The organism is Phenylobacterium sp. LjRoot219, assembly GCF_964252995.1.
In the GTDB taxonomy this organism is placed as follows: Bacteria; Pseudomonadota; Alphaproteobacteria; order Caulobacterales; family Caulobacteraceae; genus Phenylobacterium.
This window is the reverse complement of record NZ_CAXUQI020000001.1, coordinates 211,838-229,573: the sequence shown is the minus strand read 5'-3', so window position 1 is coordinate 229,573 and position 17,736 is coordinate 211,838. Positions and strand designations below refer to the sequence as shown.

The 17,736-nt window shown below is 67.4% G+C and carries 19 protein-coding genes and 1 tRNA gene; 11 read left to right on the top strand and 9 right to left on the bottom strand.

Annotated elements, in window-relative coordinates; translation table 11 throughout:
- Positions 1 to 41 precede the first annotated feature (41 nt).
- The 3 genes from hslU to hslV form a co-directional block, all read right to left on the bottom strand.
- Complete coding sequence (hslU, locus tag ACSQ14_RS01125; protein ID WP_436008880.1) at positions 42 to 1,346, bottom strand: ATP-dependent protease ATPase subunit HslU; 1,305 nt, start codon at positions 1,344 to 1,346, stop codon at positions 42 to 44.
- 1 nt (position 1,347) lies between these two features.
- The gene (locus ACSQ14_RS01120; protein ID WP_436008878.1) at positions 1,348 to 2,142 is read right to left on the bottom strand and encodes a DUF4440 domain-containing protein; all 795 of its coding nucleotides are present in this window, start codon (positions 2,140 to 2,142) and stop codon (positions 1,348 to 1,350) included.
- A 157-nt stretch (positions 2,143 to 2,299) separates the two neighbouring features.
- Entirely contained in the window at positions 2,300 to 2,866 is a 567-nt protein-coding gene (gene hslV / locus ACSQ14_RS01115) for an ATP-dependent protease subunit HslV (RefSeq protein ID WP_436008876.1), read from the bottom strand.
- Between the two features lie 57 nt (positions 2,867 to 2,923).
- On the opposite strand from hslV, the gene ACSQ14_RS01110 reads away from it, so the two are divergent.
- Positions 2,924 to 3,676: a HesA/MoeB/ThiF family protein gene (locus tag ACSQ14_RS01110; protein ID WP_436008874.1), complete on the top strand. Its 753-nt coding sequence runs from the start codon at positions 2,924 to 2,926 to the stop codon at positions 3,674 to 3,676.
- 10 nt (positions 3,677 to 3,686) lie between these two features.
- On the opposite strand, the gene ACSQ14_RS01105 is transcribed toward ACSQ14_RS01110, so the two are convergent.
- Positions 3,687 to 4,673, bottom strand: coding sequence for a 2-hydroxyacid dehydrogenase (locus ACSQ14_RS01105; RefSeq protein WP_436008872.1), 987 nt, complete (start codon positions 4,671 to 4,673; stop codon positions 3,687 to 3,689).
- 107 nt (positions 4,674 to 4,780) lie between these two features.
- On the opposite strand from ACSQ14_RS01105, the gene ACSQ14_RS01100 reads away from it, so the two are divergent.
- The 5 genes from ACSQ14_RS01100 to ACSQ14_RS01080 all read left to right on the top strand — a co-directional run bounded on the left by ACSQ14_RS01100 (position 4,781) and on the right by ACSQ14_RS01080 (position 9,580).
- Entirely contained in the window at positions 4,781 to 5,326 is a 546-nt protein-coding gene (locus ACSQ14_RS01100; RefSeq protein ID WP_436008870.1) for an SH3 domain-containing protein, read from the top strand.
- Between the two features lie 55 nt (positions 5,327 to 5,381).
- Positions 5,382 to 5,918: a 3-hydroxyacyl-[acyl-carrier-protein] dehydratase FabA gene (fabA, locus tag ACSQ14_RS01095; RefSeq protein WP_436008868.1), complete on the top strand. Its 537-nt coding sequence runs from the start codon at positions 5,382 to 5,384 to the stop codon at positions 5,916 to 5,918.
- A gap of 32 nt (positions 5,919 to 5,950) precedes the next feature.
- The gene (gene fabB, locus ACSQ14_RS01090; protein WP_436008866.1) at positions 5,951 to 7,162 is read left to right on the top strand and encodes a beta-ketoacyl-ACP synthase I; all 1,212 of its coding nucleotides are present in this window, start codon (positions 5,951 to 5,953) and stop codon (positions 7,160 to 7,162) included.
- Positions 7,163 to 7,384: 222 nt separating this feature from the next.
- Complete coding sequence (locus ACSQ14_RS01085; protein ID WP_436008864.1) at positions 7,385 to 8,197, top strand: enoyl-ACP reductase FabI; 813 nt, start codon at positions 7,385 to 7,387, stop codon at positions 8,195 to 8,197.
- 126 nt (positions 8,198 to 8,323) lie between these two features.
- Positions 8,324 to 9,580: a UbiH/UbiF/VisC/COQ6 family ubiquinone biosynthesis hydroxylase gene (locus tag ACSQ14_RS01080; RefSeq protein ID WP_436008862.1), complete on the top strand. Its 1,257-nt coding sequence runs from the start codon at positions 8,324 to 8,326 to the stop codon at positions 9,578 to 9,580.
- A gap of 150 nt (positions 9,581 to 9,730) precedes the next feature.
- On the opposite strand, the gene ACSQ14_RS01075 is transcribed toward ACSQ14_RS01080, so the two are convergent.
- From ACSQ14_RS01075 to ACSQ14_RS01060, 4 genes are all read right to left on the bottom strand, one after another.
- Positions 9,731 to 9,934 carry a Trm112 family protein gene (locus ACSQ14_RS01075; protein WP_436008860.1) on the bottom strand — a complete coding sequence of 68 codons (204 nt, stop codon included), beginning with the start codon at positions 9,932 to 9,934 and terminating at the stop codon, positions 9,731 to 9,733.
- A gap of 9 nt (positions 9,935 to 9,943) precedes the next feature.
- On the bottom strand, positions 9,944 to 10,609 hold the full coding sequence (locus ACSQ14_RS01070; RefSeq protein ID WP_436008858.1) for an LON peptidase substrate-binding domain-containing protein: 666 nt from the start codon (positions 10,607 to 10,609) through the stop codon (positions 9,944 to 9,946).
- 121 nt (positions 10,610 to 10,730) lie between these two features.
- Positions 10,731 to 11,633, bottom strand: a complete 903-nt coding sequence (locus ACSQ14_RS01065; protein ID WP_436008856.1) for a tetratricopeptide repeat protein — start codon at positions 11,631 to 11,633, stop codon at positions 10,731 to 10,733.
- An 84-nt stretch (positions 11,634 to 11,717) separates the two neighbouring features.
- The gene (locus tag ACSQ14_RS01060; RefSeq protein WP_436008854.1) at positions 11,718 to 12,239 is read right to left on the bottom strand and encodes a prolyl-tRNA synthetase associated domain-containing protein; all 522 of its coding nucleotides are present in this window, start codon (positions 12,237 to 12,239) and stop codon (positions 11,718 to 11,720) included.
- A gap of 178 nt (positions 12,240 to 12,417) precedes the next feature.
- Between ACSQ14_RS01060 and ACSQ14_RS01055 the strand changes: the two genes are divergently transcribed.
- The 5 genes from ACSQ14_RS01055 to ACSQ14_RS01035 all read left to right on the top strand — a co-directional run bounded on the left by ACSQ14_RS01055 (position 12,418) and on the right by ACSQ14_RS01035 (position 16,492).
- Positions 12,418 to 13,161 (top strand): DUF6065 family protein, encoded by a 744-nt coding sequence (locus ACSQ14_RS01055; protein WP_436008852.1) that lies wholly within the window; start codon positions 12,418 to 12,420, stop codon positions 13,159 to 13,161.
- Positions 13,162 to 13,246: 85 nt separating this feature from the next.
- Positions 13,247 to 13,321 (top strand) — tRNA-Gly (locus ACSQ14_RS01050).
- 268 nt (positions 13,322 to 13,589) lie between these two features.
- Complete coding sequence (locus ACSQ14_RS01045) at positions 13,590 to 14,174, top strand: hypothetical protein (RefSeq protein ID WP_436008850.1); 585 nt, start codon at positions 13,590 to 13,592, stop codon at positions 14,172 to 14,174.
- The gene (locus ACSQ14_RS01040) at positions 14,171 to 15,313 is read left to right on the top strand and encodes a DUF262 domain-containing protein (RefSeq protein ID WP_436008848.1); all 1,143 of its coding nucleotides are present in this window, start codon (positions 14,171 to 14,173) and stop codon (positions 15,311 to 15,313) included. Before ACSQ14_RS01045 ends, ACSQ14_RS01040 begins: the two co-directional genes overlap by 4 nt.
- 129 nt (positions 15,314 to 15,442) lie before the next feature.
- Positions 15,443 to 16,492 carry a hypothetical protein gene (locus ACSQ14_RS01035; RefSeq protein ID WP_436008846.1) on the top strand — a complete coding sequence of 350 codons (1,050 nt, stop codon included), beginning with the start codon at positions 15,443 to 15,445 and terminating at the stop codon, positions 16,490 to 16,492.
- Here ACSQ14_RS01035 and ACSQ14_RS01030 read toward each other — a convergent pair.
- On the bottom strand, positions 16,489 to 17,703 hold the full coding sequence (locus tag ACSQ14_RS01030; protein ID WP_436008844.1) for a DNA cytosine methyltransferase: 1,215 nt from the start codon (positions 17,701 to 17,703) through the stop codon (positions 16,489 to 16,491). The genes ACSQ14_RS01035 and ACSQ14_RS01030 overlap by 4 nt on opposite strands.
- Positions 17,704 to 17,736 lie beyond the last annotated feature (33 nt).

The window sequence follows — 17,736 nt, the reverse complement described above, 5'->3', positions numbered from 1 at the left end:
CGGTCTTCGGCGCTTCGCGCCAAAACCGGGATGACAGCCCGTTACAAAATGAACCGCGACAGGTCGGCGTTCTGCGCCAGCTCGCCGACCCGGGTGCAGACGTAGTCGGCGTCGATCTCGATGTTCTCGCCGGAGCGGTCGCCGGCGGTGAAGCTGATCTCCTCGAGCACCTTCTCCAGCACCGTCTGCAGCCGGCGCGCGCCGATGTTCTCGACCGCGCCGTTCACCGTCACCGCCGCGTCGGCCAGGGCGTCGATCGCGGTCTCGGTGAAGGTCAGGGTCACGCCCTCGGTGGCCAGCAGCGCCTGGTGCTGGCGGATCAGGTTGGCTTCCGGCTCGGTGAGGATGCGGCGGAAGTCGTCGCGGCTCAGCGCCTTCAGCTCCACCCGGATCGGCAGCCGGCCCTGCAGTTCGGGCAGCAGGTCGGAGGGTTTGGCGACGTGGAAGGCGCCCGAGGCGATGAACAGGATGTGGTCGGTCTTCACCGGCCCGTACTTGGTCGAGACCGTCGTGCCCTCGATCAACGGCAGCAGGTCGCGCTGCACGCCCTCGCGGCTGACGTCGGCGCCGGCGCGCTCGGCGCGGCTGGCGACCTTGTCGATCTCGTCGAGGAAGACGATGCCCTGGTTCTCGGCGAGGTCGAGCGCCTCCTGGGTCAGCGCCTCCTGGTCGAGCAGCTTGTCGCTCTCCTCGGCGATCAGCGGCGTCCAGGACGCCGCCACCGTGGTCTTGTGGGTCTTGGTGCGGCCGCCGAAGGCCTTGCCGAACATGTCGCCGATGTTCAGCACACCCATCGACGCCCCCGGCTGGCCGGGGATGTCGAAGCTCGGGAACGCCGAGCCGGTGTCGGCCATCTGCAGCTCGACCTCCTTGTCGTCGAGCTCGCCGGCGCGCAGCTTCTTGCGGAACGACTCCCGCGCCGCCGTCGAGCCGGGACCGGTCAGGGCGTCGAGGATGCGCTCCTCGGCGCCGGCCTCGGCGCGGGCGCGGACGCCGGCGCGGCGCTTCTCGCGCACCATGGTCATCGCGCTCTCCACCAGGTCGCGGACGATCTGGTCGACGTCGCGGCCGACGTAGCCGACCTCGGTGAACTTGGTCGCCTCGACCTTCAGGAACGGGGCCTGGGCGAGCCGCGCCAGCCGGCGGGCGATCTCGGTCTTCCCCACCCCGGTCGGGCCGATCATCAGGATGTTCTTCGGCGTGACCTCGTCGCGTAGGTCGGCCGGCACCCGGCGGCGGCGCCAGCGGTTGCGCAGCGCCACGGCCACGGCGCGTTTCGCCTCGGGATGGCCGACGATGTAGCGGTCGAGCTCGGAAACGATCTCGCGGGGGGAGAATTCGGTCATGTCAGCCTAGCGGGGTCACGAGTTCGGGGATGACGCCGGCAGCAGCTGGTCGAACACCAGCCGCCAACCGTCGCGCCGTTGCCAGATGCGCACATAGTGGCCGCGGCCGCCGTCCCAAGCCGCCTCGCCATAGGTCCAGGCCAAGTCGCCCGCGGCCGACGCGCCGCCGCCGAGCCGGTGGAAGCGGATCTGCCGCGCGCGCGTCGCAACCTCGGCCGCCACGGCCGGCGGCGTGGCGGCTGGCGCGGCGGCGGAGCCCTGCACCCGCGCGTCGGCGGCGAGGACCTGACGATAGGCGGCTGCAGCGTCCTGCGCCGCGCTCGCCGCCAGGGCGTCCTCGCGCGGCGCCGACCGCGGCCATCGCCGCCGCCGGGCGCTGCGCCGCCACCTTCATGCCGGGCAGGGCCGCGACCGGCGCCTCGGCCGGCGGGGCGGCGGAGGCGTCGTTGTCGACCCCGCCGTCGTAGACCCACTTCCAGTCGCCGTCCGACTGGCGCGCCCAAACGGTGAAATAGTGGCCGCGCGGCTTGCCATTGATCGCATAGGGGCCGGTGGTGAAGCCGAGGTCGCCGGAGGACGCCAGCCCGGCGTAGGTCGGCCGCCAGCTCAGGACGGCGCCTGGCTGATCCGGCTGCGCCGCGTAGAGGGCCTGGGCGTTCACCGGCCCGGGCGCAAAGACGATGGCGTCGGGGGCGGACCAGCGCAGGAAGCTCGCCTGTACCCCATGCGCCGCGCCGTCGGCGGCGAAGGCCCGCTCGGCGGCGATCACCGGCGCCGGGTCGGCGGCGTGGGCCAAGCTGGCTCCAAAAACCCCGATCATCCCCGCGACCGCAAAGCGGCGGCGCGAAGCAGCCAAAGCGGGGACCCAGGCTTTTTGGAGCCTTCGAGCCGCTGCAACAGAAAACACCTGGATCCCCGCTTTCGCGGGGAAGACCGCTGAGAGGCTGGAGAGGCTAGAGCTTCTCAACCGTCAGCTCGCCGTTGGTGTAGACGCAGATCTCGGCGGCGATCGCCATCGCCTTGCGGGCGACGGTTTCGGCGTCGAGGTCGGTCTCCATGAAGGCGCGCGCGGCGGCCAGCGCGTAGTTGCCGCCGGAGCCGATCGCCGCCACCCCGCTTTCCGGCTCCAGCACGTCGCCGACCCCGGTGACGGTGAGCACGGTGGTGGCGTCGGCCACCAGCAGCATGGCCTCGAGCCGGCGCAGGTAGCGGTCGGTCCGCCAGTCCTTGGCCAGGTCGACGCAGGCCCGGGCGAGCTGCTCGGGATACTGCTCGAGCTTGGCTTCCAGCCGTTCGATCAGGGTGAAGGCGTCGGCGGTGGCCCCGGCGAAGCCGGCGATCACCCGGCCGCCGGCGAGCCGGCGGACCTTGCGGGCGTTGCCCTTGACGATGGTCTGGCCCATCGACACCTGGCCGTCGCCGGCGATGACGGTGGAGCCGCCCTTGCGGACGGCTAGAATGGTGGTCCCGTGCCAATCCGGGAAGGAATTGGCGGGAAAGCTGCTGGAGGCTTGGCCCATGGCGGCGGATGTGGCTAGGGCTTGCGGCGAGGTCAAGGCGAAGCGGATGTTCCGGCCATGAGTTTCTCCGACGAGGAGGTCGAACGCTACGCCCGGCACCTGGTGCTGCGCGAAGTCGGCGGCCCGGGCCAGCAGAAGCTGAAGGCCGCCCGGGTGCTGGTCGTCGGCGCCGGCGGGCTCGGCGCGCCGGCCTCGCTGTACCTGGCCGCCGCCGGGATCGGGGCGATCACCCTGGCCGACCCGGACGTGGTCGACCGCTCCAACCTGCAGCGCCAGGTGATCTACGCCGAGCACGACATCGGCCGTCCGAAGGCCGCCGCCTCGGTCGACCGGCTGACGGCGCTGAACCCGCACGTCGCGGCGACCGGCTTCGAAGGCCGGTTCGACGCCGCCAGCGCCGACGCGCTGGTGGCCGGCGTCGACCTGGTGCTGGACGGCACCGACGACTTTGCGACCCGGATGTGCGTCAACGCCGCCTGCGTACGCCACGGCAAGACGCTGGTCTCCGGCGCGATCGGCCGCTGGACCGGCCAGATCGGGGTGTTCGCCGGCCGCCCCTGCTACCAGTGCCTGGTGCCGGAGATCCCGCCGGACGCCGAGACCTGCGTCGCGGTCGGCGTGGTCGGCGCGCTCGCCGGGGTGATCGGCTCGATGATGGCGCTGGAGGCGATCAAGCTGATCACCCAGGCCGGCGACCCGCTGGCCGGGCGGCTGCTGCTCTACGACGCGCTGGCCGCCGAGACCCGCACCGTGCGGATCGGCGCGGATCCGGAATGTCCGGTCTGCGGCGGAGGCCCTCCCTCCCCTTAATGGGTGGGAGTTACAGCATCGCCGGGATGACCCGGTCGGGCGGGCGGTGGCCGTCCATCCAGGTGCGGATGTTGATGATCACCTTCTCGCCCATATCGATGCGGGCTTCGATGGTCGCCGAACTCATGTGCGGCAGCAGCACCGCGTTCGGCTGGTGCAGCAGCTTCGGATTGATCGCCGGCTCGAACTCGAAGACGTCGAGGCCGACCCCGGCGATCTTGCCGCCGGCCAGCAGGTCGGCGAGGGCGTTTTCGTCGATGATTTCACCGCGGGCGGTGTTGATCACAATTGCGTGTGGCTGCAGCAGCTTCAGCCGGCGGGCCGACAGCAGGTGGTAGGTCGCCGGGGTGTGCGGCGAGTGGACCGAGATGATGTCCATCCGCGCCAGCATCTGGTCGAGGCTCTCCCAGTAGGTGGCCTCGAGCTCCTCGGCGATGCGCGCCGAGACCGGTTTGCGGTTGTGGTAGTGGATCTGCAGGCCGAACGCCTTGGCGCGGCGCGCCACCGCCTGGCCGATCCGCCCCATGCCGATGATCCCCAGCCGCTTGCCGGTGATCCGCCGGCCGAGCATCCAGGTCGGCGACCAGCCCTTGAAGTCGCCCGCCTGGGTGATGTTGGCGCCCTCAACGATTCGGCGGGCCACGGCCATGATCAGCGCCATGGTGGCGTCGGCGGTGTCCTCGGTCAGCACGCCGGGCGTGTTGGTGACGGTGATCCCCCGCTCGGTGGCGGCGGTGACGTCGATGTGGTCGACCCCGGCCCCGAAGTTGGCGATCAGCTTCAACTGCGGCCCGGCCTTGTCCAGCAGGGCGGCGTCGATCCGGTCGGTGATGGTCGGCGCCAGCACGTCGGCGCGGGCGACCGCCGCCTCCAGCTCAGCCCGACTCATCGGCTGATCGGTGAGATTGAGCTCGGTGTCGAACAGCTCCCGCATCCGGGTCTCGACCGGGTCCGGCAGTTTGCGCGTGACGATGACTTTCGGCTTGCGGGCGGCCATGTGCGAACTGAAAAGGGGACCTTGAGGGGCGCCTGCTTCGGCGCAGTCGAGCTCTTTCGAGAACCTCTAGCAAAGGGGCCCTGGGCGGCCAAGGCGAGGCGGAGCGGATGGCGGTGAAGATGCGGACGCTGCTGACGGCGGCGACGCTGATGATTGGGCTTGTCGCAGGCGCTGCGCAAGCCGCCGCGGACCGGCCGACGCCTTCCGGTCTGCCGGTGCCGCGCTACGTCGCGTTGAAATTCGACAAGGTCAACGCCCGGTCAGGGCCCGGCGACGATCATCGGCTGCTGTGGGTCTACCGAGTCCGCGGCCTGCCGGTGCAGGTGGTGGCCGAGACCGCCGAGTGGCGGCGGATCTGCGATCCGGAGGGCGAACTGGTCTGGGTGCACAAGCGCACCACCGACGGCCGGCGGATGACGATGAACACCCACGCCGACCCCGCGCCGCTGCGCCGGCGGCCGAAAGACGCCTCGCGCGTCGTCGCCTATCTGAACGCCCGGGCGCTGGCGTCGCTGGTGCGTTGCGAGGACGACTGGTGCCGGGTGCGCGCCGGCGACGTCACCGGCTGGGTGCGCCAGGGCGAGCTGTGGGGCACCTCCGAAGCGGTGCAGTGCCGGCCAAGCCACGCACGCGGAACGTCGCTCGGCCGTTGAGCCCGCCGGGCGGCTCATGTTAGGGCCTGTCGCTCATTCTCAAGGCCATTTCGACATGAGCATCGCCACCGCCGCCGAGGCCCGTCCCTCGAGCTTCACCAAAGAAGACCTGCTGGCCTGCGCCCGCGGCGACATGTTCGGCCCGGGCAACGCGCAACTGCCCGCGCCGCCGATGCTGATGTTCGACCGGATCATGCAGATCACGTCCGACGGCGGCGCCCACGGCAAGGGCTACATCGAGGCCGAGCTCGACATCACCGACGACCTCTGGTTCTTCGGCTGCCACTTCATCGGCGACCCGGTGATGCCCGGCTGCCTGGGCCTGGACGCCATGTGGCAGCTGGTCGGCTTCTTCCTCGGCTGGTCGGGCGCGCTGGGCCGCGGCCGCGCGCTGGGCGTCGGCGAGGTGAAATTCACCGGCCAGGTCACCCCGCAGGTTCAGAAGCTGGTCTACAAGATCGATCTGAAGCGTGTGATCATGCGGAAACTGGTGATGGGCGTCGGCGACGGTCTTCTGCTGGCCGACGGAAAGCCCATCTACGAAGCGAAGGATCTGCGGGTCGGCCTGTTCGCCGCGCAGGATCTGGTCTGATCGGCCTAACCAGGGACGGAGGTAAACTGCTGATGCGCCGTGTGGCCGTCACCGGACTGGGCATCGTCTCGTCCATCGGCGTCAGCGCCCAAGAGGTGCTGGCTTCCTTGCGCGACGCCAAGAGCGGCGTCGTCGCCGCTCCCGAGTACGGCGAGCTGGGCTTCCGTTGCCAAGTGCACGCCCCGCCGCAGATCGACTGGGAGGCGATGGTCGATCGGCGCGCCGCCCGCTTCCTCGCCCAGGGCACGGCCTTTGGGCACATCGCCATGGAGCAGGCGATCCGCGACTCCGGGCTCGAGGAGTCGGAGATCTCCCACGAGCGCACGGGCCTGATCGTCGGCTCGGGCGGCCCGTCCACCCGGGTGATCATCGAGGCGGCCGAGACCACCCGCACCAAGGGTCCGAAGCGAATCGGTCCGTTCGCCGTGCCCAAGGCGATGAGCTCGGGCCCGTCGGCGACGCTGGCCACCTGGTTCAAAATCCGCGGCCTGAACTTCTCGATCTCCTCGGCCTGCGCCACCTCGACCCACTGCATCGGCACCGCCTTCGAGCAGATCGCCATGGGCAAGCAGGACGTGGTGTTCGCCGGCGGCTGCGAGGAGCTCGACTGGTCGCTGTCGAACCTGTTCGACGCGATGGGCGCGATGAGCAGCAACTTCAACGACCGCCCGAGCGTCGCCAGCCGCGCCTACGACAAGGACCGCGACGGCTTCGTCATCGCCGGCGGCGCCGGCATCGTGGTGCTGGAAGAGCTGGAGCGGGCCAAGGCCCGCGGGGCCAAGATCTACGGCGAAATCGTCGGCTACGCCGCCAACTCCGACGGCTACGACATGGTCGCGCCCTCGGGCGAAGGCGCGGCCCGCTGCATGCGCCTGGCGCTCGAGCAGGCCGGCGACCGCGCGGTCGACTACCTCAATCCCCACGGCACCTCGACCCCGGTCGGCGACGCCAAGGAGATGGAGGCGGTGCGCGAGGTGTTCGGCGACAAGGCCCCGTTGATCTCTTCGACCAAGTCGCTGACCGGCCACAGCCTCGGCGCGGCCGGAGCCCAGGAGGCGATCTACAGCCTGCTGATGCTGAACAACGGCTTCGCTGCCGAGAGCGCCAACATCGAGAACCTCGATCCGGCGTTCGACGGCCTGCCGATCCTGCGCAAGCGGGAGGACCGCGAACTGACCACGGTGATGTCCAACAGCTTCGGCTTCGGCGGCACCAACGGCTGCCTGGTGATGAGCCGGGTCTGATCAAGGGCGGTTTTCCCGGAAGCCTGCGCAAGCGGTTGTCCGCGGCCGATGAACACCGGATTTTCTTGAATGGCCGCAGCGGCTCAGCTGCGGCCATTTCCATTTGCGCCGTGTTCCTGGGTCCCGGTCTTTGGCGCAGCGCGCCAAAACCGGGATGACAGTTGGGGGCTGATCGTCCAAAACCCGCCGCATTACGGATTTTTCCGTCAGGGGAGTGGACGCGTGGCCGACGACTATCAGATGCCCAAGGGCGAACTGATGAAGGGCAAGCGGGGGGTGGTGACCGGCGTCGCCAACCACCAGTCGATCGCCTGGGGCATCGCCGCCCAGCTGGCCGCCCAGGGCGCGGAGATGGCCTTCCTGCACCTGCCGGGCATGGAACGCCGCGTGCAGCCGCTGGCCGAGAGCGCCGGCGTCAAAACGCTGGCCCCGGTGGACGTCACCGACGACGCCTCGATGGACGCCGCCTTCGCCGCGGTGAAGGACGCCTTCGGAACGATCGACTTCTTCGTCCACGCCATCGCCTTCGCCAACAAGGACGAGCTGAAGGGCTCGTTCGTCGAGAACACCACCCGCGACGGCTTCCTACGGGCGATGAACATCTCGGCCTTCAGCTTCGTCGACTGCGCGCGCCGCGCGGCCGAACTGATGCCGGACGGCGGCTCGATCGTCACCCTGACCTACATGGGCTCGGAGCGGGCGATCCCGAACTACAACACCATGGGCGTGGCCAAGGCCGCGCTGGAGAGCGCCACCCGCTACGCCGCCCGCGACCTCGGGCCGAAGGGCATCCGCGTCAACGCAGTCTCGCCGGGGGCCATGCGCACCCTGTCGCTGGCCGGCATCCAGGGCGGCCGCGGCATGCTGGCCAAGGGCCGCTCACTGTCGGCGATGAAGGAAGACACCTCGATGGAGGGCGTCGCCGGTTGCGCGCTGTGGCTGCTGTCGGACCTCGGCAAGTCGACCACCGGCGAAGTGATCCACGTCGACGCCGGCTTCCACATCATGGGCTTCTCCGAGGACGAGGAGGGCTGAGCCCCTCCCACCCCGTCATCCCGGACGGCCGTCAGGCCGATCCGGGACCGAGGGGTTCTGCAGTGCGGCGGCCCTGGGTCCCGGCTCTCCGCTTCGCTACGGCCGGGATGACGGTACTATGAGCCGATGACCGACACCTTCGACGCCGACGTGATCATTGCGGGCGCCGGCATGGCCGGGGCTACGCTCGGGCTGGCGCTGGCGAAAGCCGGACTAAAGCCGGTGCTGATCGATCCGGTGGTGTTCAGCGCCCAGGTCGCGCCGACCTTCGACGGCCGCTCGTCGGCCATCGCCTACGCCGCCTTCCGCCAGTGGCGCACGCTGGGCCTGGCCGAGGCGCTCGAACCGCAATCCGAGCGCATCGAGCACATCCTGGTCACCGACGGCCGCACTCCCGGCCCGCTGGCCGCCAGCGGCCCTGGGCCCTTCTTCCTGCGCTTCGACGCCGAGGAGATCGCCGACCGCTCGGACGGCGAGCCGCTGGGCTACATGCTGGAGAACCGCCACACCCGCGCGGCGCTGGCCCAGGCGCTGGAGGCCGCCGGCGTCACGGTGCTGGCCCCCGCCCGGGTCGCTTCGGCCAGCTTCGAGCCGCGCGCCGCGGTCGTCACCCTGGCTGACGGCCGGACCTTACGCGCCCCGCTGGTGGTCGGCGCCGAGGGCCGCGGCTCGGTGATCCGCGAGGCCGCCGGCATCGGCGCGATCGGCTGGGACTACCGCCAGACCGGCGTGGTCGCGACCGTGAAGCTGGCCCGGCCGCACAACGGCGTCGCCCACGAGTTCTTCCTGCCCTCCGGCCCGTTCGCCATCCTGCCGCTGACCGACCAGCGCGCCAGCCTGGTGTGGACCGAGAGCGACCGTCGCGCCGCGGCGCTGAAGGCCGCCCGGCCGGAAATCTTCCACGCCCATCTGCAGCGCCGGATCGGCGCGCACCTGGGGCCGGCGGTGGTCGAGGGCGCGGTCTTCACCTACCCGCTGAACCTGCAGCTCGCCGAGCGGCTCTGCGGCCCGCGGGTGGCGCTGCTCGGCGACGCCGCCCACGGCGTGCACCCGATCGCCGGCCAGGGGCTGAACCTCGGCCTGAAGGGCGCCGCGGCGCTGGCCGAGACCATCGTCGACGCCGCCCGGCTCGGCGAGGACTTCGGCTCGGAGGCGGTGCTGGCGCGTTACGCCGCCTGGCGCAGCTTCGACACCGTCACCCTCTCGGCCGGCATGGACGCCTTCGTGCGGCTGTTCTCGAACGACAACCCGCTGCTTCGGCTCGGCCGCGGGCTCGGCATGGCGGCGGTGAACCGCATCGGCCCGGCGCGGCGCTTCTTCATGCAGGAAGCCGGCGGCGCGGTCGGCGACCTGCCGCGGCTGCTGAAGGGCGAGGCGCTGTAGCGCCTCCCTCCCCTTTATGGGGAGGGACAGCTCGCCGAAGGCGAGCAGGGTGGGGAATGGTGGTTCAGGCTCGGAGCGCGGCGACTGATCGCGACTCCCCCACCCCTGACCGCTTCGCGGTCGTCCCCTCCCCATAAAGGGGAGGAAAGGCTACTCCCCGTCGCCCAGCTCGCGGGCGTCTTCCGGCAGCATGATCGGCACGCCGTCGCGGATCGGGTAGGCCAGCTTGGCGCCGCGGCTGATCAGCTCGCCCTTGGCGCGGTCGAGCTCCAGCGGGCCGCGGGTGACCGGGCAGACCAGGATTTCCAGGAGACGCGGGTCAACGTCGACTTCGAAGGCGGCGGGTTCGCTCATCTGCTCCCCTTACTGCAGCGACGGGCTCTCGTCATCGCCGTCCTCGACCGAGTCGATCTCCAGCAGCGTCGTCAGCACGTCGAAGCGCCCGGCGAGGTCGGGCGCCTGCAGCAGCGCCTGCTTCTCCTGCGGGGCGAACGGCAGGCCCATCGCCAGGCTGGTGACCAGCGCCTCGAGCGGCGCGACGTGGGCGGTCTCCCAGTCGATGTCGAGGTCGCGGCGGTTCAGGTAGCGCTTCAGCGCCCGGGCGAAGCGCTCGCGCGCCTCGGTCGGCGGGGCGGACTTCTCGTCCTCCTCGGCGAGATCGTCGGCGAACGGCTCGTAGCGGGCCCGCACCTGGCGATACGGCATCCGCAACGCCAGCTCGTCGCCCGGTTCGAAGCGGCACAGCCCGGTCAGGGTGATCAGATAGCGCCCGTCGGAGGTCTCGGCGAAGCTGGTGATGCGGCCGGCGCAGCCGACCGCCGCGAGCAACGGCCGCGCGCGGTCGCCGCCGGGCCGGGTCTGGATCATGCCGATGATCCGGTCGCCGCCCATCACGTCGTCGACCATGTTGAGGTAGCGCGGCTCGAAGATCTGCAGCGGCAGCTCGCCGCCCGGCAGCAACAGTGCGCCATCGAGCGGAAAGACCGGGATCACCTGCGGCAGGTCCGCCATCCGTCTGAAGCCGGCCATCGCGCCCTCCTAGAGCCGCTCCCGATCAGGTTGGAGCAACCTGACCGGGGAAGCATGGCTCGAATCAACGGTTTGAGCGCGTGTTAATCGCAAAGCCGCCTCCACTTTCGCGGCGCGCCCTTTAGCTGAACAGGATGGCCGACAACCGCCGCCGGCCGTTCTTGGCGAGGTCGGACATCTGCCCGGCCGCCTCGAACACCGTCAGCAGCTGCTTGCGCGCCGCCTGCTCGTTCCACTCGCGGTCGGCCTCGATGATCGCCAGCAGGTTGTCGACCGAGTCCTCCAGCCGGCCGTGCGCGGCCAGCGCCTTGGCCAGCTCGAACCGGGCCTCGAGATCGTTCGGATCCTTCGCCAGCCGGTCCTGAAACTCGCGCACGTCGGAGGGCGCGTCGGCAGCCAGCGCCAGCGCCGCGCGCACGCTGTCGAGGTCCGGATCCTTGGCGTCGGCCGGGGCCATATCGAGGATCTCGCGGGCCCGGTCCGGCTCGTCGCCGGCGAGGTAGACCCGGGCGAGGCCGCCGAGCGCCTTCACGTTCTCCGGGTCGTGCTGCAGCACTTGGGCGAAGGCCTGGGCCGCGCCGCCGAGATCGCCGAGTTCCAGCGACTCGCGCGCCATCGCCAGCACCTCGTCCAGCCCGTCGTCCGCGCCGCCGCCCTGTTTGGCGAGCCGCTCGACGAAGGTCTTCAGCTGGCTTTCCGGCACCGCGCCCATGAAACCGTCGACCGGACGGCCGTCGACGAAGGCGAACACCGCCGGGATCGACTGCACCCGCAGCTGGCCGGCGAAGGACGGATTCTTGTCGATGTCGATCTTCACCAGCTTGACCGCGCCCTTGGCCGCGGTGACCACGCGCTCCAGCGCCGGGCCGAGCTGACGGCAGGGGCCGCACCAGGTGGCCCAGAAATCGACGATGACCGGCTGTTCGCGGCTGGCCTCGATGACGTCGGCCATGAAGCTCGCGTCGGTGCCGTCCTTGATGATGTCGCCGGCCGGCTTGCCGGTGGTCTCGCCGATCAGGCTCATAGCTCTGCCCTCAACTTTCGCGCCCTCAGAAACGTCTCTGCGGCCAAGATGGTCGCACCGCGGCCAGTGTTCAACGCACCACGTTCAGCCGGCCTCTACGGGCTCGACCCGGCTCAGCGTTTCGAAGTCGACGACCAGCGGCTCGACGCCGATCGCCCGCAGGAAGAGCCGCAGCCCGGCCTGGTCGACGCTGGTCGTCGCGGTGTTGGTCAGCGGGTGGAAATTGACGCTTGCGGCCTCGGCCAGCGCCCGGTCGAGCACGAAGCGCACCCGGCGGTCGACATCGTTGATCAGGCCGAACGCCGTCACCGATCCCGGGATCACCCCCAGCGTCTCGACCATCAGCGCCTCGGCGCCGAAGGACAGCCGGCCCGAGCCGATCACCGCCGGCAGCCGCTTCAGGTCGATCACGCTGCGGTCCTCGGCGGAGATCAGCCACAGCTGGCCCTTGGCGTCCTTCAGGAACAGGTTCTTGCTGTGCGCGCCCTGGATGCTGGCCTTGATCTCCTCGCCCTCGCCCACCCGGAACACCGCCGGATGCTCATGGGTGGTCGCGGTCACCCCGATCTGCTCGAGGAAGGCCAACAGGTCGGCTTTGGTCTTCATGGGCGCAGCCTTACCCGGTCCGGTGATGTCCGCGAAACCCTCGGGCCGGGCTTTTTGCCGTTCCCGGGCCGCCAATTCCGTCATGGCCCGGCGGGCGTGTGGTCCCCTCTCCCGCTGGACGCCGCCGCGAGGGCTGCCTAGAGGTCGAAACTCCTCCTTTCCTCGCATCGAGAGCGTCATGGAACTCGAGTGCTACCCCACTTCCGAACGGCCGCCGGAAATGGTCCCGGGCCGGCCGCAGCGCGCCTGGATGGACCATTTCACCGACCGCCATCCCTATCGCTGCCTGCCGCTCAGCATGGCCAACACCTCAGGCTGGGAGCTGCTCAACCCGGTGGGCTTCACCGCCGAGTGGACCGGCGGCCCGCACCAGAACGACATCCGGCTGACTCCGGACCATCCGCACCCGGACTTCCACCGGCACGCGACCAGCCACTTCAGCCACGGGGTGCTGACCTTCCACTCCGGCTATCTGTTCCGCACCCCGCCGGGCTGGTCGATGTGGGTGATGGGGCCGCCGAACCACATCAAGGACGGCATCCAGCCGCTGGCCGGCGTGGTCGAGACCGACTGGCTGCCGTTCCCCTTCACGATGAACTGGGTCTTCAGCCGCCCGGGCAAGGTGCGCTTCGAGAAGGGCGAGCCGTTCTGCTTCCTGACGCTGATGGAGGACCACCCGCTGCACGAGATCCAGCCGGTGATCCGGCGGATGGATTCCAACCCCGAGCTGCGCCACCAGTACGACGTCTGGGAGAAGCACCGCAGCGAGTTCAACCAGAAGATTTTCCGGCAGGACCCCGAGGCGACCAAGGAGGCGTGGCAGCGCTACTACTTCAAAGGCGAGTTCCCGGAGGAGGTCGCGCCGGCCCCGGAAGGGCACGTGAACAAGCGTCGTTTGAAAGCCCCAAAATTTGGTGGCTGAGGCGCTTGCCAAGCCCTCCGCCCTCTGCCATAAGCCGCCTCCTCGAAACGGGGCGCGGCCATAACGGGTCGGCTCCGCGGAGAATGCGGGCGTAGCTCAGGGGTAGAGCACAACCTTGCCAAGGTTGGGGTCGGGCGTTCGAATCGCCTCGCCCGCTCCAAAATTTTGGAGCGAAAGCATTAACATAGCGCCGTCCTTCGGGACGGCGTTTTGCTGTCTAGCTAAACGCCCCACTCCAACCCCACTTCAGCCGCTTCATATTGGCCGGCCGCTTTCAGGCGCGTTGACGAATGGGGGGACAGGGGGGGCCGGGGGGTGCTCTTTGCAGCAATTCGGGCGTCGAAATTTTCCCAGAGAAATTCCGGAGATCGGACTCCCCAAGCGAATCAGCTTGAATCACATCCGCTTGACGTAAGGCGATCCATATCGTGGGCGGGGGTCTTGAGGAGTTCACAAGCGGGCTGAAGAGCCTCAGCGACCAGGCGATGCTGGACCGCTTCTACTACGCACGGCCGGCCGCCATGCTGGTGGGCGATCAGGAGGCCGCCCTGCGCAGAGCCATCACGGATCAGTTCCGCGTTTCGATGCGGGACGTTCTCGTGACAGGGTCCGCAAAACTCGGGTTCACCACGGTGTCGAAGCCGGAGAAAAAGCGACCCATCTTCTCACCCTTCGGCGATACGTCCGACATCGACGTCGCGATAATCTCAAGCGACCTATTCCTCCGCTTCTGGCGACGAACGTCCGAATTCGAGAATGCTGAGGGCTGGAAGGACCGGAGCTCCTTTCGAAGATACCTTGCGCGAGGGTGGATACGGCCCGACATGCTACCCACGCACCCCGATTTCTCTGAGAAAATTGAGTGGTTTGAGTTTTTTCAGGAACTCACCGCATCTGGCCGTTATGGCCCCTACACGATTACCGCCGGCGTCTATTATGACGCCGAGTTCTGGGAAAAATACGCCTGCAAGTCCCTTGGCATTTGCCGGCAGTATATAGAGAGCGGCCTATGAACACCTCCGCCGAAAGCAGAAATATTGGCGCTCTATTGAGAGCGCTGAGGGATAACGCACTTATCCCCAAGCCGCACTTCCAACGCCGCGCAGTGTGGACAAACAAGGATAAGGTCGCTCTTATCGAGACCATCCTTCAAAATTATCCGTTTCCGGAGATTTACGTTGTTTCCGGTCAGGTCGACGTTGTCTCGGGCGACACCAGCGAATGGCTCGTTGATGGACAGCAGCGCGTGCGCACCATCTACGAATACTTTTTGGGAGAGGCACCCTTCAAGACGAATCGATTAATTACGACATACAGGGATCTTGGCGAAGAGCAGCAAAAGTCCTTCCTCAGCTACAACGTGGCGATTCGGAACCTCGGAATCTTGGGCGATGAGAAGGTTCGAGAGGTGTTCAAAAGAATGAACAGCACCTCCTACAACCTTAACAACATGGAGAGATTTAACGCCGCCTACCTTGGGGAATTCAAAAAGTTCTCCGAGGCCGCGGCCAGCCTTATCGATCGTTGGATTGGTATATTCAGCCCGAACGACATTCGGCGCATGAAGGATGTATCTTACGCGGCCTCTCTGGTCTCCACGATGATGTCGACGTACTTCCATCGAGACGATGATATCGAGAAGTATCTTGAGACCTACAATGAGCAATTTTCAGCGAAAGATGTGATAGCTGCTAGATTGGTCTCCGCCCTTCGCTATTTTCATGAATTGAAACTGGGCGGCACTCCGCGGATTAATCTCAAGGCGGATTTCTATACACTGCTCGTGGAGATCGATCGTCAACTCGGACGCCAACACCGGAAGCCCGATCCGGAAGCAGCGTCGCGAGCACTAAAGGAGCTTTTGCGCTCCGTTTCTGCCGGGCGGGAGACCCCCCCTGAGAATCCGGCCGCGAAACGTTACTACGAGGCTACCCTCCAGAGCGTGAACGACCGCGCCAGCAGAATTGCGCGAGGCGATGCCATCCGGACCATCTTCGAAGGCGTTGAAGCCTCCCCCTTTGTGATGGACCTGGAGGTCGGAAAAAGGCTGGTTGCGCAGATGGAGGCCCCCACGGCGGACGACGAGATCGACGAAGAAGGAGATGCTGACTTGGGAACCACAGGGTCAGACCACACGCCCACGATGTTCTGAGTTGGTGCTTTTACCGCAGGGCGACTCCCTCCAAGTTCCGCAGCCATGCGCGCTGTTCACGACGTCATGGAGGCGGCTCAGTCCCCCGCGGAGATGCACGCCTTCGTAGAGGCCTTTGCGAGGGTTGGCGTGACCTACATTCGGGAGGTTCTCGGAACGCCAACGGAGGAAGCCGCTCAAGCCGAGGAGGCGCTCGATCCGGACTGGGACGACGACACCAAGCTCCTTGAGAGTGGCCTCGCGCTTGGAGCCATCGATGAAGATGCGCGAAGCGGTCGCCGCTATCTTCACATCGACGTGGCAGCCTCTCCCGCAGGCCAAAGGGCGCGAGAGTTGTTTCTCGGCCTGACCGGCTTGTCGGATAAGCAGCAGCGGACACTTTTCCCCGCCCTCCGCTCCCGCAGTCGCGTCGATCGGGAACGCTTGAGCACCGAAGTCACGCGCTTGAACGCTTGGCTGGACGAGGTCCGAGTAGATGGGTTCGATCCCGCCGCCTTCGTCACATACCAACGAAGCATCGGGATTCATGGTCAAACGACCAACTGGTTTGGCAGGATTGGCGCTGCGGGCGCGGCCTGCGCCTTTGCCGATGCTATCGAAGAGCTGCAACCGAATTCGATCAGCGACGCCGTTGGTCTACTTCCGCCGCCATCCATTCGAAAGCCCATCGAACTCTACAATTGGCTACGTGGTGGTGCCGATCGAACCGTCCGAGCTTTGCTGTTAAGGAATGGCCGGGCGATCGTATTTGCAGGCAGCAAAGACGTGAACATTTTCGAGCCGTTGGGAGGACGGGTGTTCAGCACGGCTCAGGAGGCGCTCACTGAGTACAACGCCGTAGCGACCAACCAGCGAGCCCGCTCTCAGCGCCTGCATGAGCACTCTGTCGGCGAGGTGAAAACGGCGACCGATCCAGCCAACCTTCATGAGCGCATGGGCCTAGCCTCGCGAGAAACCCAGACGGAGCTACGCACCGATCGCTTCCTGTTCATGGCTCTGCTGAGTGCAGACATCCTTGCGGGTGGCACGCAGCGCCGGACGCTCAACAACCGCGACCTCACCCGCTTCAGCCACGTATTCAACCTGCACCACTGTTGGGGCTGGGATGGTGGCCGAGATCGGCATCCAAACCACTGGAGCTTCTTTAAGGCGTCGGTTGCCGAGTGGTGCGGCCTCTAGGCTGCTGATCGGATCGTGACGGCCTCGACGTCCGCAAGCGTGAGGCACGTGTTCGACATTATCCAGTCGGCCGGCTGAGGGCGCTTGCCAGTCAAGGTCCAATCGACACAAGCCGCAATCTGCCAGGCAATCATTGGCGGCACCGCATCCCCGATAGCGCGATAGCGGTTCGCCACCGAGCGCACCGGGAACCGATAGTCGAATGGGAAGCCTTGGAGGGTGGCCATCTCCCGGACTGTAAGCAACCGATTGGCGAGAGGGTGAGCGTAGCGACCGTTCCCTATGTGAGCGCACTCCCGTTTGATCGTCGGGGCGGGACGATCCCACCACATCCTGCCGTACACATCAGGGTGCGAGCCTAAGTTCCCTTCGTTCCAGCGACGAAGGCAGTCCGGAGTTAGGTGCCGGCGCAACCGAGGTTGGCGAGCAACGTCCACCCAACCACCACCGTCAGCGGGCGTCACAGCCAGTCTCTTCGCGACCGGAGCGCTCATTCCCGGGACTGCGTCGCCAGTGCTGTCCTTCAGACCGCGCGCTCGCCAACCTTCCAGGCGGCCAAGAGCGCTCCTCACAGTTATGGCGCTAGGCCTTAACGACCAGCCGCTCCAAAGATCGGTCAGGGTCTTCGGGGCACCCACACGAGAGGCAATAACCAGCGCCCGCTCGCGGATTTGCGGCAACCCAAACTGGCTGAGGAAATGGACCTCCGCCCGCACCTCATAACCCAAGGTTTCCAAGCGGCGACGCAGCGAAGCCCAATGTTCCGGGTGATTACCAGTTATCAGCTCTCGGGCATTCTCCATCACGAAGACGTCCGGCAAGAGCGCCTCGACAAAGTCGCCAGAACGCCCGACCAGCGTGTTCCGACGCCGATCGGTGAGGTGATTTTGCGGGTTAGCCCGGGAAAAATCGGTACACGGCGCGCACGAAATCAAGCACCCGACCTGACCGCGCTCCAAACCGAAATGCGCCATCAGCTCTTCAGGCGTAAGCGCATGTAGGTCAGCTGAGAGCGGCTTTAGACCGTGATTGGCCTCATAGATCTCGTTGCAGCCAGTCTCGCCAGCATCCCGGCCTGAGGGCTTTGCGACCTCGAGATCCACCGCTCCAGCGAGGTGCCACCCAGGACGCTTGGCAAAACCAGCGCTCATCCCGCCCCCACAGGAGAAGAGATCTACAACTGCTCTGCTCGTCGTTTGCGGATAGGTCATGCGCGGCTCCCCGGAGGCGAAGCTAGCAGGCCG

Coding starts and splice junctions, on each gene's coding strand:
- hslU (WP_436008880.1), bottom strand. CDS start 1,346: ATGACCGAATTCTCCCCCCGCGAGATCGTTTCCGAGCTCGACCGCTAC.
- hslV (WP_436008876.1), bottom strand. CDS start 2,866: ATGGGCCAAGCCTCCAGCAGCTTTCCCGCCAATTCCTTCCCGGATTGG.
- ACSQ14_RS01110 (WP_436008874.1), top strand. CDS start 2,924: ATGAGTTTCTCCGACGAGGAGGTCGAACGCTACGCCCGGCACCTGGTG.
- ACSQ14_RS01105 (WP_436008872.1), bottom strand. CDS start 4,673: ATGGCCGCCCGCAAGCCGAAAGTCATCGTCACGCGCAAACTGCCGGAC.
- ACSQ14_RS01100 (WP_436008870.1), top strand. CDS start 4,781: ATGGCGGTGAAGATGCGGACGCTGCTGACGGCGGCGACGCTGATGATT.
- fabA (WP_436008868.1), top strand. CDS start 5,382: ATGAGCATCGCCACCGCCGCCGAGGCCCGTCCCTCGAGCTTCACCAAA.
- fabB (WP_436008866.1), top strand. CDS start 5,951: ATGCGCCGTGTGGCCGTCACCGGACTGGGCATCGTCTCGTCCATCGGC.
- ACSQ14_RS01080 (WP_436008862.1), top strand. CDS start 8,324: ATGACCGACACCTTCGACGCCGACGTGATCATTGCGGGCGCCGGCATG.
- ACSQ14_RS01075 (WP_436008860.1), bottom strand. CDS start 9,934: ATGAGCGAACCCGCCGCCTTCGAAGTCGACGTTGACCCGCGTCTCCTG.
- ACSQ14_RS01070 (WP_436008858.1), bottom strand. CDS start 10,609: ATGGCCGGCTTCAGACGGATGGCGGACCTGCCGCAGGTGATCCCGGTC.
- ACSQ14_RS01065 (WP_436008856.1), bottom strand. CDS start 11,633: ATGAGCCTGATCGGCGAGACCACCGGCAAGCCGGCCGGCGACATCATC.
- ACSQ14_RS01060 (WP_436008854.1), bottom strand. CDS start 12,239: ATGAAGACCAAAGCCGACCTGTTGGCCTTCCTCGAGCAGATCGGGGTG.
- ACSQ14_RS01055 (WP_436008852.1), top strand. CDS start 12,418: ATGGAACTCGAGTGCTACCCCACTTCCGAACGGCCGCCGGAAATGGTC.
- ACSQ14_RS01040 (WP_436008848.1), top strand. CDS start 14,171: ATGAACACCTCCGCCGAAAGCAGAAATATTGGCGCTCTATTGAGAGCG.
- ACSQ14_RS01030 (WP_436008844.1), bottom strand. CDS start 17,703: ATGACCTATCCGCAAACGACGAGCAGAGCAGTTGTAGATCTCTTCTCC.